General features: G+C 68.2%; 13 protein-coding genes and 1 riboswitch. Of the genes, 8 read left to right on the top strand and 5 right to left on the bottom strand.

The features are described 5' to 3' along the window. The first annotated feature begins 150 nt into the window (after window positions 1–150). A complete protein-coding gene (locus tag ACFCV3_RS20170; RefSeq protein ID WP_376031858.1) occupies window positions 151–900 on the top strand; it encodes a D-Ala-D-Ala carboxypeptidase family metallohydrolase in 750 nt (249 codons plus the stop codon). On the opposite strand, the gene ACFCV3_RS20165 is transcribed toward ACFCV3_RS20170, so the two are convergent. Further along, window positions 897–1,481 (bottom strand): dihydrofolate reductase family protein, encoded by a 585-nt coding sequence (locus tag ACFCV3_RS20165; protein ID WP_376031856.1) that lies wholly within the window; start codon window positions 1,479–1,481, stop codon window positions 897–899. The two genes, ACFCV3_RS20170 and ACFCV3_RS20165, sit on opposite strands and share 4 nt — an antisense overlap. A 97-nt stretch (window positions 1,482–1,578) precedes the next feature. Further along, window positions 1,579–2,445, bottom strand: a complete 867-nt coding sequence (locus ACFCV3_RS20160; protein WP_376031854.1) for a nitrilase-related carbon-nitrogen hydrolase — start codon at window positions 2,443–2,445, stop codon at window positions 1,579–1,581. 245 nt (window positions 2,446–2,690) lie between these two features. Between ACFCV3_RS20160 and ACFCV3_RS20155 the strand changes: the two genes are divergently transcribed. The 3 genes from ACFCV3_RS20155 (at window position 2,691) to ACFCV3_RS20145 (ending at window position 5,139) form a co-directional block, all read left to right on the top strand. Next, window positions 2,691–3,044 (top strand): MmcQ/YjbR family DNA-binding protein, encoded by a 354-nt coding sequence (locus ACFCV3_RS20155; protein WP_376031852.1) that lies wholly within the window; start codon window positions 2,691–2,693, stop codon window positions 3,042–3,044. 64 nt (window positions 3,045–3,108) lie between these two features. Then, window positions 3,109–3,843 (top strand): SDR family NAD(P)-dependent oxidoreductase, encoded by a 735-nt coding sequence (locus ACFCV3_RS20150; RefSeq protein ID WP_376031850.1) that lies wholly within the window; start codon window positions 3,109–3,111, stop codon window positions 3,841–3,843. A gap of 252 nt (window positions 3,844–4,095) precedes the next feature. Then, on the top strand, window positions 4,096–5,139 hold the full coding sequence (locus ACFCV3_RS20145; protein WP_376031849.1) for a TerC family protein: 1,044 nt from the start codon (window positions 4,096–4,098) through the stop codon (window positions 5,137–5,139). A 6-nt stretch (window positions 5,140–5,145) separates the two neighbouring features. Here ACFCV3_RS20145 and ACFCV3_RS20140 read toward each other — a convergent pair whose 3' ends face one another. Genes ACFCV3_RS20140 through ACFCV3_RS20130 form a run of 3 tightly spaced genes read right to left on the bottom strand, consistent with a single transcriptional unit; the run spans window position 5,146 to window position 7,861 of the window. Beyond that, window positions 5,146–6,015 (bottom strand): NlpC/P60 family protein, encoded by an 870-nt coding sequence (locus tag ACFCV3_RS20140; RefSeq protein WP_376031847.1) that lies wholly within the window; start codon window positions 6,013–6,015, stop codon window positions 5,146–5,148. Beyond that, entirely contained in the window at window positions 6,012–7,070 is a 1,059-nt protein-coding gene (locus ACFCV3_RS20135; protein WP_376031845.1) for a mandelate racemase/muconate lactonizing enzyme family protein, read from the bottom strand. Before ACFCV3_RS20135 ends, ACFCV3_RS20140 begins: the two co-directional genes overlap by 4 nt. Continuing rightward, window positions 7,067–7,861 carry a serine hydrolase gene (locus tag ACFCV3_RS20130; protein WP_376031843.1) on the bottom strand — a complete coding sequence of 265 codons (795 nt, stop codon included), beginning with the start codon at window positions 7,859–7,861 and terminating at the stop codon, window positions 7,067–7,069. Before ACFCV3_RS20130 ends, ACFCV3_RS20135 begins: the two co-directional genes overlap by 4 nt. 75 nt (window positions 7,862–7,936) lie before the next feature. Here ACFCV3_RS20130 and ACFCV3_RS20125 point away from each other — a divergent pair, with 75 nt between their 5' ends. The 4 genes from ACFCV3_RS20125 (at window position 7,937) to cobN (ending at window position 14,406) form a co-directional block, all read left to right on the top strand. After that, on the top strand, window positions 7,937–8,863 hold the full coding sequence (locus tag ACFCV3_RS20125) for a cobalamin biosynthesis protein (protein WP_376031841.1): 927 nt from the start codon (window positions 7,937–7,939) through the stop codon (window positions 8,861–8,863). After that, entirely contained in the window at window positions 8,854–9,537 is a 684-nt protein-coding gene (locus tag ACFCV3_RS20120) for a phosphoglycerate mutase family protein (protein WP_376031839.1), read from the top strand. The genes ACFCV3_RS20125 and ACFCV3_RS20120 overlap by 10 nt, the downstream gene beginning before the upstream one ends. Then, window positions 9,528–10,484 (top strand): DUF3500 domain-containing protein, encoded by a 957-nt coding sequence (locus ACFCV3_RS20115; RefSeq protein WP_376031837.1) that lies wholly within the window; start codon window positions 9,528–9,530, stop codon window positions 10,482–10,484. Before ACFCV3_RS20120 ends, ACFCV3_RS20115 begins: the two co-directional genes overlap by 10 nt. A 54-nt stretch (window positions 10,485–10,538) precedes the next feature. Further along, window positions 10,539–10,662: riboswitch (cobalamin riboswitch) on the top strand. A gap of 36 nt (window positions 10,663–10,698) precedes the next feature. Continuing rightward, complete coding sequence (gene cobN / locus ACFCV3_RS20110) at window positions 10,699–14,406, top strand: cobaltochelatase subunit CobN (protein WP_376031835.1); 3,708 nt, start codon at window positions 10,699–10,701, stop codon at window positions 14,404–14,406. The last annotated feature ends 9 nt before the right edge of the window (window positions 14,407–14,415 follow it).

Here is a 14,415-nt window from a genome sequence, read left to right as displayed (position 1 = left end):
GGGTTTGGGCGTCATGACCGACAAGAGGCAATTCTCACCGGAAAGGTTGCATGCGTCACGGGTATTCCGTCCGCGGTTTCTGCGGCCAACCTTCGCCACCTGAGCTGCCTCTTCGTCCGTAACGACAACCAGACGAAAGGTATGGACGACATGAGACTCCGAAAACTACTGGCGGCATTACTCGCCCTGGTGACGGCCGGCGCGATTCTGGCCGTCCCGGCGACACCGGCGTACGCCGATGAGTGCTACACCTGGCCGCGAACGCTGCGCTCGGGAATGGCCGGGGAGGACGTGCGGCAGCTGCAGATCAGAGTGGCGGGCTGGACATCGGGCCAGCAGGTCGTGCTGCCCGACGGCAAATTCGGGCCTCTCACCGAGAATGCGGTCAAACGTTTCCAGACCGGCTACGGCTTGGGGTCGGACGGCGTCGCGGGACCACAGACGTTCGGCAAGATCTACGAGCTGCAAGACGCTGACTGCACGCCTGCCCACTTCTCGTTCACCGAGATGGACGATGACTGTGGCGACGGCTATGACGGCGGCCGGGTCCCGGCAGCGAAAGCCAAGGACAACGCGCTGCGCGTCATGTGGAAGCTCGAAGCGCTCCGCAAGAAGCTCGGCGACCGGCCGCTCACTGTGACATCCGGCTTCCGGCACACACCCGGCTGCGGCGACAACAACAACAGTCAGCACCACTACGGCAACGCAGCCGACCTGGACTCCAGTACCGCCTCGTTGTGCACTATTGCACTGGCCGCCCGCGACGCAGGCTTCAGCGGCATCTTCGGTCCCGGCTACCCGGGCCATGACGACCACACCCATGTCGACAGCCGATTCGAGAACGACGACGACGGCATCAACCCGGCCGTCGTATGGCGCGCTCCGAGCTGCGGAATCTAGACCGCACCTGTAGGCGTTGGGCGGTAGCGGACGTTGATCTCGGTGGTGGGGTTGGTGCCGTTGAGGAGTTGGAGCTTGATCGGTGTGCCGCCGGGGTTGTCGAAGAGGCGGATGCCGTCGCCGAGCAGGACGGGGGCGATGTGGAGGTCGATGTCGTCGATGAGGCCCAGGGCGAGGGCTTGGCGGCCGATGGAGGCGGAGAGGATCTCCAGGTTCTTGCCGTTGGCGGCTTCGAGGCCGAGCCGGATGGCTTCGGCGACGCCGCAGTTGAGGAAGGTGGTGTTCGGCGTGGGCGGGGCGTCCTCGGGGTGGTGGGTGAGGATGAAGACGGGTGCCTGCCAGCTGCCGTCGTACGTCGAGTCGGCGTCGGGGAAGGCCTCGAAGCCGTCGCGGCCGCCGAGGATGGCGCCGGTGGTGCTCATGTACTCCTGAGCGATGTCGGGGCGCCCGTTGGTGATGCCGCCCATCCAGTCCATCGAGTGGTTCGGGCCGGCGATGAAGCCGTCGAGGGACATCGTGAAGTGCCAGAGAACCTTGCCGGCGGCGGTCTGGGGTTCGGTGTCCGGAAGCGCGGTGGTCATCGGAGAGTCTCCTCCTGTCGTGGTTGGTTGTTCCTCAATCCTCGACGAGGACCGGTCCGGTTTGAAGGACCAGTTCGGCGCCTACGGAGAGGACCAGTCAGGGGCGGCGGGTCTCGTCGACCGTCAGCGTGAAAATGTCCGGGCGGCTGTAGTGGCCGGTCGAGTCGAAGTCGAAGACGGCTCGGTCCCGGTCGGCGAGGTCGAGTTCGGCGAAGAGGACGGTCTCGCCGGTGCGGGCCGGGCCGGCGAGGATTTCGCCGAGGGGGTTGATGATCGTGCTGCCGCCGTTGATGAGCACGTGGTCGTCGGCGCCGGTGAGGTACTGGTTGGCGCTGATCACGAAGCACCGGCCTTCGAGGGCGACGTGGCGCATCGTCGCCTGCCACTGGTCGCGGTCGTCGACGGTCGGGGCACACCAGATCTCGACGCCCTTCGCGTACATGCTCTGCCGGAACAACGGCATGTAGTTCTCCCAGCAGATCGCCGCCCCCAGTACGCCGTACCCGGTCGGTACCGCGGGCATCGTCGAGCCGTCACCTTGTCCCCACAGGTAGCGCTCGGCCGCGGTCGGCATCAGCTTGCGGTGCTTGGCGACGAGACCGGGCGTGAAGAACAACGCGGTGCAGTACAGCGTCCCGCCGTCCCGCTCGATCACCCCAGCCACCAGATCCACCTTCAGTTCGGCGGCCAACTCCGCCAGCCGCGCAGTCTCCGGCCCCGGTACGGCGATCGCCGCCTCCCGGTACCGCCGGAACTGCTCGCGCCCTTCCGCCGACCGCGATCCCACGGTCACCCCGAAGTCCATCCCCTTCGGATACCCACCCAGGAACGCCTCCGGCAACACCACCAGCCGAGCCCCACCCGCCGCGGCCTCCCGCACGTAGTGCTCCGCCTTCACCAAGGTCGCCGCCGTATCGAACAACACCGACCCCGCCTGAACCGCCGCCACTACCACTGAGCCCATACCAACCACCCTATTTCCACCCCACCCTTCACCCGCCCCGCGCAGCACACCGGCGCCACTCGCGCATGCAGGGCTCGCGATCATCGACGAGTGGAAGGAGATTGTCGTCGGCAATCGATATCCAGCAGCACGGTACTTCCAGTCGATCCCGAACGTCGGCTGCGGCGGGCGCGGGGGCGGCGGGGTTGTGCTGGCGGGGTGGTCGACGGAGGTGGTTAGGTGGATGTGGATGGGAGGAGAGGTGGATGGGTGGGTTGAGTCGGGACGAGGTGCTGGAGTACTGCTTGGGGAAGGCGGGGGCTTGGCGGGACGAGCCGTGGGACGGGGATGTGGTGGCGAAGGTTGCGGAGAAGATCTTCGTGTTTCTCGGGACGGACAGCGTTGGGTTGAAGTGTGGTGCCAACCGTGACGAGGCCGATGAGCTGGTGGCCGCTTATCCCGACGACGTTTCGAAGATGCCGTACATCGGGCGGTCGGGGTGGAACACGGTCCGGTTCGGTGGCGCCGTACCGGACGACGAGGTCCTCGAACTGATCGACGCGTCGTACGACACCGTGGTCTCGAAGCTCCCCAAGAGCCGTCGGCCTGCCCGAACGTGAGCAGTTTGCCGGCCGCGCTCGGCGAGTCGGGGCAGCGGGCATGAGGCGAATCTAGCCTCGGGGCATGACTGAGCTGTGGGGGAAGAAGGCGCTCGTAACGGGGGCGACGTCGGGGATCGGGAGGGCCATCGCGCAGAGCTTTGCGGCGGCCGGGGCAGAGGTGGTGGTGACCGGGCGGCGCGCCGAGCAGGGGGCCGAGACGGTCGCACTGATCACCGCGGCCGGGGGAGAGGCGACGTACGTGCAGGCTGACTTCGGCGAGATCGCCGAGGTCGAGCGGTTGGCGCAGGTGGTCGGTGACGTGGACATCCTGGCCAACAACGCCGGGTACTACCCGATGGTCCCGACCGTCGCGCTCACCCCGGACGAATACCAGCGCATCTACGACGTGAATCTCCGCAGCGCCTACTTCCTGACCGCGGCAATCGCGCCGCGGATGGTGGCCAACGGCGGCGGCACGATCGTGAACACGTCCTCGATCGGCGCCCGGATCGGCCTGCCGGTCGCCGCCGCGTACAGCGGGACGAAGGCGGCGCTGGAGTCGATGACCAGGTCGTGGGCGGTGGAGTTCGGTCCGGGCGTGCGGGTGAACGCGGTCTGTGCCGGCGGGGTCCGGACGGACGCGCTGCTGGCGATCATGCCGGAGGAGGCCCTGCAGGTGAGCAGTGCTCCGGCGCCGTTGGGACGCATCGGAACGCCGGAGGAGATCGCCGAGGTGGTGCTGTTCCTGGCGTCCCCGCGGTCGAGTTTCGTGACCGGCGCGGTGATAGTCGCGGATGGTGGGTACAGCGTTCCTTAGGCGGTGCGGACACTGTCCGTGACTATTCCCGAACCGCCCTGTGATCATTTCGACAGGCGGACATGTTGTCCTGGATTTGGAGTCTTGGTCCGCGACCCGTCAGACTAGGGGTGAAGAAGGGGAGTATTCCTTCGCGGCGGCATCGTCATCACGGCCGTGGGTTCGATCCCATGCCCGGTGCCGCCGGTCGGCCACGTGGTCGGCGGAAGAGACCTTCGGAGTCCTGTTTCGTCTGCGCTCCGGAGGTTACGTATGCACGTCGCTGACTATGTTTGGTACATCACGGTCGGTCTACTGCTCGCACTGCTGGCCTTCGATGTGTTCGTGATCGGCCGCCGTCCGCACGAACCCACCACCCGCGAGTCGGCGATCGCCATCTCGTTCTACGTCGGTCTGGCCGTGGTCTTCGGGCTCGGCGTCTGGGTCTTCTCCGGTGGGCAGTACGCCGGTGAGTTCTTCGCCGGCTGGCTGACCGAGTACAGCCTGAGCGTGGACAACCTCTTCATCTTCCTGATCATCATGTCCAGGTTCGCGGTGCCGAGGAAGTACCAGCAGACCGCTCTGCTGGTCGGCATCATCCTGGCGCTGGTCTTCCGCGGCATCTTCATCGCCGTCGGCGCGGCCGCGATCAACCAGTTCTCCTGGATCTTCTACCTGTTCGGCGCGTTCCTGGTCTACACCGCGATCCACCTGGCCAAGCAGGGTGAGAACGACGATGACGACTACAAGGAGAACGCGGTCATCCGGTTCGCGAAGAAGCGGCTGAAGGCGACCGACGAGTACAACGGCGTCAAGCTGACCGTGGTCCAGAACGGCAAGCGCTTCGTCACCCCGATGGCGATCGTCATCATCGCGCTCGGTACCACCGACCTGCTCTTCGCGCTGGACTCGATCCCCGCGATCTACGGTCTCACCCAGGAGCCCTTCCTGGTCTTCACCGCGAACGTCTTCGCCCTGATGGGTCTGCGGCAGCTGTACTTCCTGCTCGGCGACCTGCTGCGGCGGCTGGTCTACCTGTCGCTCGGCCTGTCGGTCGTGCTCGCCTTCATCGGTGTGAAGCTCGTCCTGCACGCGATGCACGTGAACGAGTTGCCGTTCATCAACGGCGGTCACCACATCGAGTGGGCCCCGGAGATCCCGATCTGGTTCTCGCTCGGCTTCATCATCGTCACCCTCGGTATCACCACGGTCCTGAGCCTGCGCAAGTCCCGCAACACCCCGGCCGCGGTCGAGCCGGTCCAGGACGACGTACAGGACGTGCCGGCCCCCGAGGCCTCGGACGCCAACAAGGCCTGAGTCAGGTCAGAAGCGCGCGGCGGCGACCAGCATCGCGCGGCGCTCGTCGGGAAGCGGTTCGTCCTCGAGCCGCTTCCCGGTCTCGGAAGCGTGCAGCATCCCGGTCGGGGAGACGAACCCGACGTGATGCACCGGCTTCTCCGGGCGGGCGAAGAAGTACAGGTCGCCGGGCCGTGCCTCGTCGAGCGGGATGTGCTCCAGCGTGTCCGCCTGGTCGTGGGCGTCGCGCGGGATCCGCAGACCGAGCACGCGGCTGACGGTGTGCGTCAGCCCGGAGCAGTCCAACCCGTACGCCGACGTGCCTCCCCACAGGTACTCCAGTCCGAGGAACTGCGCACCGAGCCGCAACCGGTCCTGCGGAGTCGACGGCTCAGCCACTGCGCGCAGTACGTCGTTCGCCAGCCAGCCTGACCCACCATCCGGAGTGGCAACCCGCGTGTACCCGTCGGTGTGCTCGATCGACGCCAGCACCGTGCCGAAGGACAGTGTCATCACCGGTGCAGCAACCGTCGGCTCTGCGAGCAGGGGCGCGGTCGGCACCGTCACAGCGACCGGATCGGTCGCACTGCCCGGTAGCTCACCCAGATGGCTCGATGGCACCCAGCCCCGGTAGCCGAGCTCGTCCTCCGACGACGGCTGCCACGGTGCGCTGATTTCTGACCAGCCACCGCGCTCGGAGCGGACCAGCACGGGTTCCGCGAACAGCAACTGGGACAGCGTCCGGTCGTGCAGGCCGAGGCGGCTCTCCCGGTCCATCGACTTCGCCCAGGCAGCCACATCGGGCTGTTCGGCGGTGGCGGGCGCGTCGACGTCACGGGGCGCGTCCGGTCCGGTCCACACCGTGCTGATCGGGACCTTGGCAGCGACAAGCTTCATACCGACAAGCCTGTCACGCCGAGACCAGGCTCAAACGGAAGACGGATCAGCGCGCCGTCGTACCGGATTCCGCCGGTGACCGGTGCGTCACGCAACCACCACGCCGCGTCGAGATCGTTGACCGCCGACGTCGGATAGGCCGCGACCAGAGCGGCTGCGGCGCCGACCCCGACGTGGCTCTCCATCATCGAGCCGACGATCGTCCGGATACCGTGTTCGCGGGCGAGCTCCAGCAGGGTCCGGCCCGGCGCGAGCCCACCGCACTTGGCCAGCTTCACGTTGACCATGTCGGCGGCGCCATGGCGGATCACCGCCACCAGGTCGCGGACGCCGTACACGGACTCGTCGGCGAGGATCGGTGTCTCGACCCGATCGGTGACCCACGTCATCCCTTCGAGGTCGGCGGCCACGACGGGCTGCTCGACCAGCTCGAGATCGCAGTCCTCCAGCGCGCGGATCGCGGTCACCGCATCCCGCCTCGACCAGCCTTGGTTCGCGTCGAGCCGCAACCGCGGACCCGGACCGATGGCGTCCCTGACTCGGCGGACGCGCTCCACGTCGGCGACCGCATCGGTGCCGACCTTCACCTTCAGTACGTCGAACCCGTCGGCGACCCGTGCCTTCGCGGCGGCGGCAAGCGCGTCCGCGTCACCGACCGAGAGCGTCACGTCGGTCCGGACTGTGTCGACCGTCGAGCCGAGGAAGCCGTGCAGGCTGACCCCGAGTCGCCGCGCGACCAGGTCGTGCAGGGCGACATCGACCGCGCCCTTCGCGCCGAAGTTCCCGGCGACGGCGTTCTGCACCCGACGCAATGCCTCGGTGAAATCGTCCGGGCTGAGGCCCTCCAGCGCGGCCGCGATCGGCCCCTCGACACAGGCCTGCGCGCCGGCGAGCGACTCGCCGGTCACCTTCCAGACCTGCGGAGCCTCACCCCAGCCGCTGTGGACGCCGTCGCTCAGCTCGACCAGCAGCGAGTCGGCGTGCGTCGCCGTCCGGAGTGCGGTGATGAACGGCGTGTGCAGGGGAGCGGAGATGAGGTGCGTGGTGAGCTTCATCGGATCGCTCCCAGGTCGTGCCGGTGGTTCCAGGCTTCCAGGGCGATCTCCGCGATCAGCTGCTGGGCCCGTGCGTCCGGCAGGTCGGACGTCGTACAGACGACCAGGACGAACGGATCCGCGTCCGGAGGTCGGACGATGCCACCGTCGTGCCGGATCCGCCGGTCCCAGCCGTTCTTGTGCTCGACGCGGGTACCAGGTGGGAGCAGCGCCGGGATCTCGCCGTTCCACTGGTTACCGGCGAGCAGGTCGCGAAGGTACTGGTTGCTCACGGCAACGAGTACGCCGGCCAGCCCGGCCGGGCTCATCTCGTTGCTGATCCCGGCCGCCTGAGCCGCGCGGTCGTCGATCCCGCGGCGGATCGCGCTGGCGCCGTCGCCGTACTCGGCCAGTACGGCGTGGGCCGCGTCGATGCCGACCTGTTCGAGGACGAGGTCGGTGGCCAGGTTGCTGGACAAGGTGATCATCTCGGTGGCGAGCCAGCCGAGCGGCACCTTCGTGCCGAGCTTGGTCCAGGTGGCCGGCGCCTCGTCCTCATCCGGATTCACGCCGAACCGGCCGCCGGCCTGCGAAGCGAAGTCGTTGTGCACGAGCACCGGCTGGTCCAGTGTCAGTTCACCAGCATCGATCCTGCGCTGCATCGCCATCGCGACCGGCAGCTTCATCGTGCTCGCGGAGTAGTGCGTCCGCCCCGCTTCGTGCTCGAACACCGGCGTGCCATCCGCCCGCCCGAGCCAGACCCCGAACTCGCCGCTGCCGTCGACCGCCCGGAGCAGTTCCGCAATACCCATGCCGCCCAGCCTCGCATATTTCTTTCCTGGGCCACACTCGGCCCTGCACATTTATTACCTGGCAAACTTCTCCGGGTGTCCACAACTTTCGGGCTCTTGCTCGGGTTCGCCGCCGACCGGGTGCTCGGCGATCCGCGGCGTTTCCATCCGGTCGCCGGGTTCGGCCAGACCGCGGCCCGGCTGGAGTCGCGCTGGTACGCCGACTCGCGGGCGGCCGGGACGGCGTACACGACTGCTCTGGTCGGTACGACGGCGCTCGTGGGAGTCGCGGTCGAGCGGCTGACCCGGGATCGGCCGATCGTGCACACGCTTCTCACGGCCGCGGCCACCTGGACCGTACTGGGTGCTCGGAGTCTGGAGCGTGAGGCGGAGACGATGGCCGGGCTGCTGGAGGAGAAGGACATCCCAGCGGCTCGCGATCGGCTCAGTCACCTCTGTGCGCGGGATGCGACGAATCTGGAAGCTGATGAGCTCGCCCGGGCGACAGTGGAGTCGATCGCCGAGAACACCTCGGATGCGTGTGTTGCACCGCTGCTGTGGGGCGGAGTGCTCGGGGTGCCGGGGCTGCTGGCGTACCGGGCGATCAACACGCTGGATGCGATGGTCGGGTACCGGTCGCCGAAGTACGCGAACTTCGGGTGGGCGTCCGCGCGGCTGGACGATCTGGTGAACCTCCTGCCGGCGCGGGCGTGCGCCGTACTGACTGGGGTTGTTTCCAACCGCTATGGCGACGCGCGGCGGGTGTGGAAGCGCGATGCGCCGCAGCACCCGAGCCCGAACGCCGGTCCGGTCGAAGCGGCCTTCGCAGGTGCACTCGGGCTGTCACTGGGCGGGACGAACAACTACGGGTCCTATACCGAAGACCGTGGCACGCTGGGGGACGGGCCGACACCGACGGTCGCCGATGTGCGGCGGACGGCGACGCTGGCTCGGCGAGTCGGAGTCGCCGCGGCTGGTGCGGCCGCGATCCTGGCAGTGGCGAGAGGACGGTTATGGGGCTGAGTCGACGGCCGGTGCGGATCGCGTTGATCCGGCACGGCGAGTCCGAGGCGAACCTGGACAAGTCGGTCTACGAGCGGGTCCCGGACCACTCCGTCGCGCTGACGGCGCACGGGTGGGAGCAGGCGGCCAAGGCCGGGCAGGAGCTGCGGGAGCTGTTCGACAACGAGCCGATCCGGGTTTACGTGTCGCCGTACCTGCGCACACTTCAAACGCTCAAGGGACTCAAGCTCGACGACCTGATCGGGATCGCGCGCGAGGAACCGCGGCTGCGGGAGCAGGACTGGGCGAACTTCCAGGACACCGAGGACATCGAGCGGCAGGAGCGGTTGCGGGACTCGTACGGGCACTTCTTCTACCGGTTCACCCATGGTGAGTCGGGGTCGGATGTGTACGACCGGGTATCGAGCTTCCTGGAGACCATGCACCGGGACTTCGAGCAGGCGGATGCGCCCCGCAACGTGCTGCTGGTGTCACACGGGCTGACCATGCGGCTGTTCTGCATGCGCTGGTTCCACTGGTCGGTCAAGTACTTCGAGACGCTGCGGAACCCGGCGAACGCGGAAACCCGCGTCCTGCTGCGGCAGCCCGACTACCGTTACAAGCTGGATCGGCCGTTCGAGCGCTGGACGACCGCACATGAGCCCACGGACTTGGAGCGATCGGCGTGGTTGTAGAGCAGACCCGGGAAGCGGCCATCGACCTGCTGCGGAGTCTGAACCCGGAGCAGCGGGAGCTGATTCAGGCGGCCTTCGACACCCCGGACCACCAGGAGTGGACCTATCTGCCGGGGGAGCGGCCGGGGCTGCCGTTGTCCGCGCTGACACCGGCACAGCAGCAGCTGGCGCTCCGGCTGATCGCAGTGGGCTGCAGCGAACGCGGACTGGCCGATTCACTCGCCGTACTGGACGCAGAGGTGCTCCTGCGCGGTATCCCGGCGCTACCGGAGTCGGGGGACTGGGAGGGCACTGTCCTGGGTGGCCGCTACTACCTGCGGATCCTGGGCGACCCCGCCACCTTCGAGCCGTGGGCCTGGCGGCTGAACGGTCACCACCTGGCGATCCACCTGACACTGGTCGACGGTGCGATCTCTTTCACACCGTCGTTCATCGGCTCCAACCCAGCCGTCACCCCGTCGGGCCGCCGCTTCCTGGCCGGGGAGGGCGACCTGGGCTTCCAGCTCCTGCACGCCCTCGACGACAGCCAGCGCGCGGTCGCCGTCGTCTCACCCGACGCACCCGACGACATCCTCACCCGCCACGACCCGGTCGCAGACCCGTCCCTGCTGCACCGAGGCCTCGCATACGGCGACATGACCGCCGACCAGCGCCAGATCCTCAGCCTCCTGGTCGGCCAGTACGTCGGCCGCGCCGCCGGCCCCATCGGCCTCCAGACCTGGCAGGACCTGACCGAACAAGGCATCGAGAACCTCACCTTCGCCTGGGCCGGCGAAACCACCCCCGGCCTCGGCCACCGCCACTACTACTCCCTGGCCGCCCCCACCTTCCTGGCCGAGTACGACAACACCCAGGACAACGCCAACCACATCCACTCCGTTTGGCGCTCCCACCGCTCCGACTGGGGCACCGACCTCCTAGCCGCCCACTACGCCGCCCACCCCTAACCTCACCAGACCCGCCGCTCCGGTAGGTGATGTGTTCCGCATCCTGCCGGGTCGGGCGTCGGATAGGGTGCAGGCGTCAAGCGTCAGCTGTGCAGGAACCCGGTGTGAGTCCGGGGCGGTCCCGCCACTGTGACCCAGGTATTGGGGAGTCAGGAACTGCTGCTGCCGCACCTCCGGCCGGGGCGTGGATACCTCGAGGAAGGACCGGTTCAGCGTGCCTGCGAACCTTTTGCTGTTGTCTACTGCCGACACTGACCTACTGGCCGCGGCGGAGGCGGGGGCCGGCTGGAAGGTCGCGAACCCGGCGCGCCTCGAGCTGAACGAGCTCGCCCCGTTGCTGGAGGCCGCCCAGATCGTCGTGGTGCGGCTGCTGGGTGGTAAGCGGGCGTGGGAGGACGGGCTGGACGCGGTTCTCGCGTCCGGGAAGCCGGCGGTGGTGGTCAGTGGTGAGGCGGCGCCTGACGCGGAGCTGATGTCGCTGTCGACCGTGCCCGCGGGTGCGGTGACCGAGGCGCTGGCGTACCTACGCGAGGGCGGCGCGGACAACCTCCGGAACCTGGCCGGCTTCCTGAGCGACACCATCCTGCTCACCGGCGACGAATTCGACCCGCCTGCCGCGCTCCCGGCGTACGGGGTGCGAGGGACGTTTGCCGAAGACGACCGGCCGGTGGTCGGGATCGTCTACTACCGCGCGCACGAGATCGCGGGCAACACGGCGTTCGTCGACACGCTCGCGGCCGCAGTCGAGGCGGCTGGTGCGCAACCGCTGCCCGTGTACTGCGGGACCCTGCGCGGGCTCGACCCCACGAGCGATGAGAACGCCGGTCTGTTCGAGCTACTGCGGAAGTGCGACGTACTGGTCACCACGCTGCTCGCGGCCGGTGGATCCGTCGCCGCGAACGCCAGCGCCGGTGGTTCGGATGACGCTTGGGATGCCGGTGCGCTCGCGTCGCTCGACATCCCGCTGATCCAAGGGCTCGCGCTGACCTCGACCCATGAGCAGTGGCTGGCCAGTGACGCGGCGATCAGCCCGCTCGACGCCGCCACCCAGGTTGCGATCCCCGAGTTCGACGGCCGGATCATCACCATCCCGTTCTCCTTCAAGTCGTACGACGCAGATGGGCTGGCCCGCTACGCGCCGGACCCCGAGCGGTGCACCCGGCTGGCCGGGATCGCGGTCGCGCATGCCCGCCTGCGGCACGTCCCGGTGGCGGAGAAGAAGCTCGCGCTGGTGCTCTCGTCGTACCCGACCAAGCACGCCCGGATCGGCAACGCCGTCGGGCTGGACACGCCGGCCTCGGCGGTCCAGTTGCTCGGCAAGCTCGAGGAGGCCGGGTACGACCTCGGTGGGCTCGACCTCAGCGAGTTGCAGGGAGCTGACGGCGCCGACGGGCTGATCCACCGGCTGATCGCGGCCGGCGGTCACGACGTCGACTGGCTGACCGATGAGCAGTTGGCCTCCGCGGTGGCGACCATCCCGCTGTCGACGTACTCGACCTGGTTCGCCAAGACGCCGGAAACGTTGCAGGAGGCAATGACCGAGGCGTGGGGTGAGGCGCCGGGTTCGCTGTACGTCGACAACTCCGGACCCGAGCCGGCGATCGCGCTGGCCGCGCTGCGGTTCGGCAATGTCGTACTGATGATCCAGCCGCCCCGTGGCTTCGGCGAGAACCCGGTCGCGATCTACCACGACCCCGACATGGCACCGTCGCACCACTACCTGGCGGCGTACCGGTGGTTGGAGAACGCTCCGGCCGACGGTGGCTTCGGAGCGCATGCCGTCGTACACCTCGGTAAGCACGGGACGCTCGAATGGCTGCCCGGCAAGGGCATCGGGATGGCGGCCGACTGTGCGCCGGACGCCGTGCTGGGGAACCTGCCGATGGTCTACCCGTTCATCGTCAACGACCCGGGTGAAGGGACGCAGGCCAAGCGGCGCGCGCACGCGGTCGTCGTCGACCACCTGGTGCCGCCGATGGCGCGGGCCGAGACGTACGGCGACATGGCCAAGCTGGAGTACCTGCTCGACGAGTACGCGACCGTCCAGGCGCTCGACCCGGAGAAGGTGCCGACGTTGCGGGCGCAGATCTGGACGTTGATCCAGGCCGCGCAACTGCACCACGATCTGCACACTTCTGAGAAGCCTGATGACGAAGCCTTCGACGAATTCGTCCTGCACCTCGACGGATACCTGTGTGAGATCAAGGACGTGCAGATCCGCGACGGGCTGCACATCCTCGGTGGGGTCCCGGCCGACGAGGCCCGGATCAACCTGGTCCTCGCCGTACTGCGGGCGCGGCAGCTGTGGGGCGGTTCGTACTCGATCCCCGGCCTGCGGACCGCGCTGGGGGAGACCTTCGGTGTCGACGAGGCCGAGCTGCTCGCGAACCCCGGTCTCGCCGCTGAGCTGACCTCGTTGGCGACGCTGGCCGATCTTCCCGCGGTGAGTGGCGCCGATGGCGTCGACATCCTGGAGGCGGTCGCGCGCAAGCTGGTCGTCGCCATGGAGACCCTGAGCTGGGACGCTGCGAAGGTCCCGGTCGTCGTGGCCGAGGTGATCGGCCGATCGTCGGTCGGCGTCGAGGCCTCACTGACCTTCGCGGCGACCGAGGTCGTGCCGCGTCTGAATCGCACGGACGACGAGCTCACCAACGTGTTGCGGGCCTTGGACGGCCGCTTCGTCGAGGCGGGGCCGTCGGGTTCGCCGACTCGTGGTCTGGTGAACGTGCTGCCGACCGGCCGGAACTTCTACGCCGTGGACCCGAAGGCGATCCCGAGCCGGAACGCCTGGGACGTCGGCGTCGCGCTGGCCGACTCGCTGCTGGCGCGGCACAAGACGGAGACGGGGGAATGGCCGCGCTCGGTAGGCCTCACGGTCTGGGGTACGTCGGCCATGCGGACCCAGGGCGACGATCTCGCCGAGGTGCTCTGGCTGCTCGGTTGCCGCCCGGTCTGGGACGAAGCCTCGCGACGTGTCACCGGCTTCGAAGTTGTTGGTTTGGAAGAGCTGGGCCGGCCGCGGATCGACGTCACGATCCGGATCTCCGGCTTCTTCCGGGACGCCTTCCCGCACGTCGTTCAGCTGCTCGACGAAGCGGTCCGGACGGTGGCCGCGCTCGACGAAGATGCCGCCGACAACTATCTACGGGCTCATGTCAACGATGACGTTGCCGCGGGCAACGACGTACGGTCGGCAACGGCTCGGGTCTTCGGCTCCAAGCCCGGCTCGTACGGCGCCGGCCTGCTCCCGCTCGTGGACGCGCGGAACTGGCGCACCGACGCCGAGCTGGCCGAGGTGTACGCGGTCTGGGGCGGGTACGCGTACGGCAAGGACCTCGACGGCGCCGAGGCGCGCGGGTCGATGGAACGTGCGTACGCGCGGATCCAGGTCGCCGCGAAGAACGCGGACACCCGCGAGCACGACATCATGGATTCCGACGACTACTTCCAGTACCACGGCGGCATGATCGCGATGGTCCGGCACCTGACCGGTTCCAACCCGAAGGCCTATGTCGGCGACTCCGCCGTACCGGCGCAGGTTCGCACCCGAACCCTGGAAGAAGAGACCAAGCGGGTCTTCCGGGCCCGGGTGGTGAACCCGCGGTGGATGGCCGCGATGCGGCGGCACGGGTACAAGGGTGCCTTCGAGATGGCGGCGACCGTCGACTACCTCTTCGGGTACGACGCGACCGCGGGGGTGGTCGACGACTGGATGTACGAGACGCTCACCACCGAGTACGTCGCGGACCCGGAGATGGCCGAGTTCTTCCGCAAGTCCAACCCCTGGGCCCGGCACGGGATCGCCGAGCGGCTGCTCGAGGCCGCGCAGCGAGGGTTGTGGGCTTCGCCGAGTGACGAAGCTTTGGAAACCCTGCGGAACGCAGTCCTTGAGACGGAGGGTGACATCGAGGACCGCGGCTGATTGGGTGGA

Origin of the sequence: Kribbella sp. NPDC056345 (assembly GCF_042262745.1) — a bacterium.
GTDB lineage: Bacteria > Actinomycetota > Actinomycetes > Propionibacteriales > Kribbellaceae > Kribbella.
The sequence above is the reverse complement of the archived record's forward strand: the minus strand, read 5'-3'. Positions and strand labels throughout refer to the sequence as shown.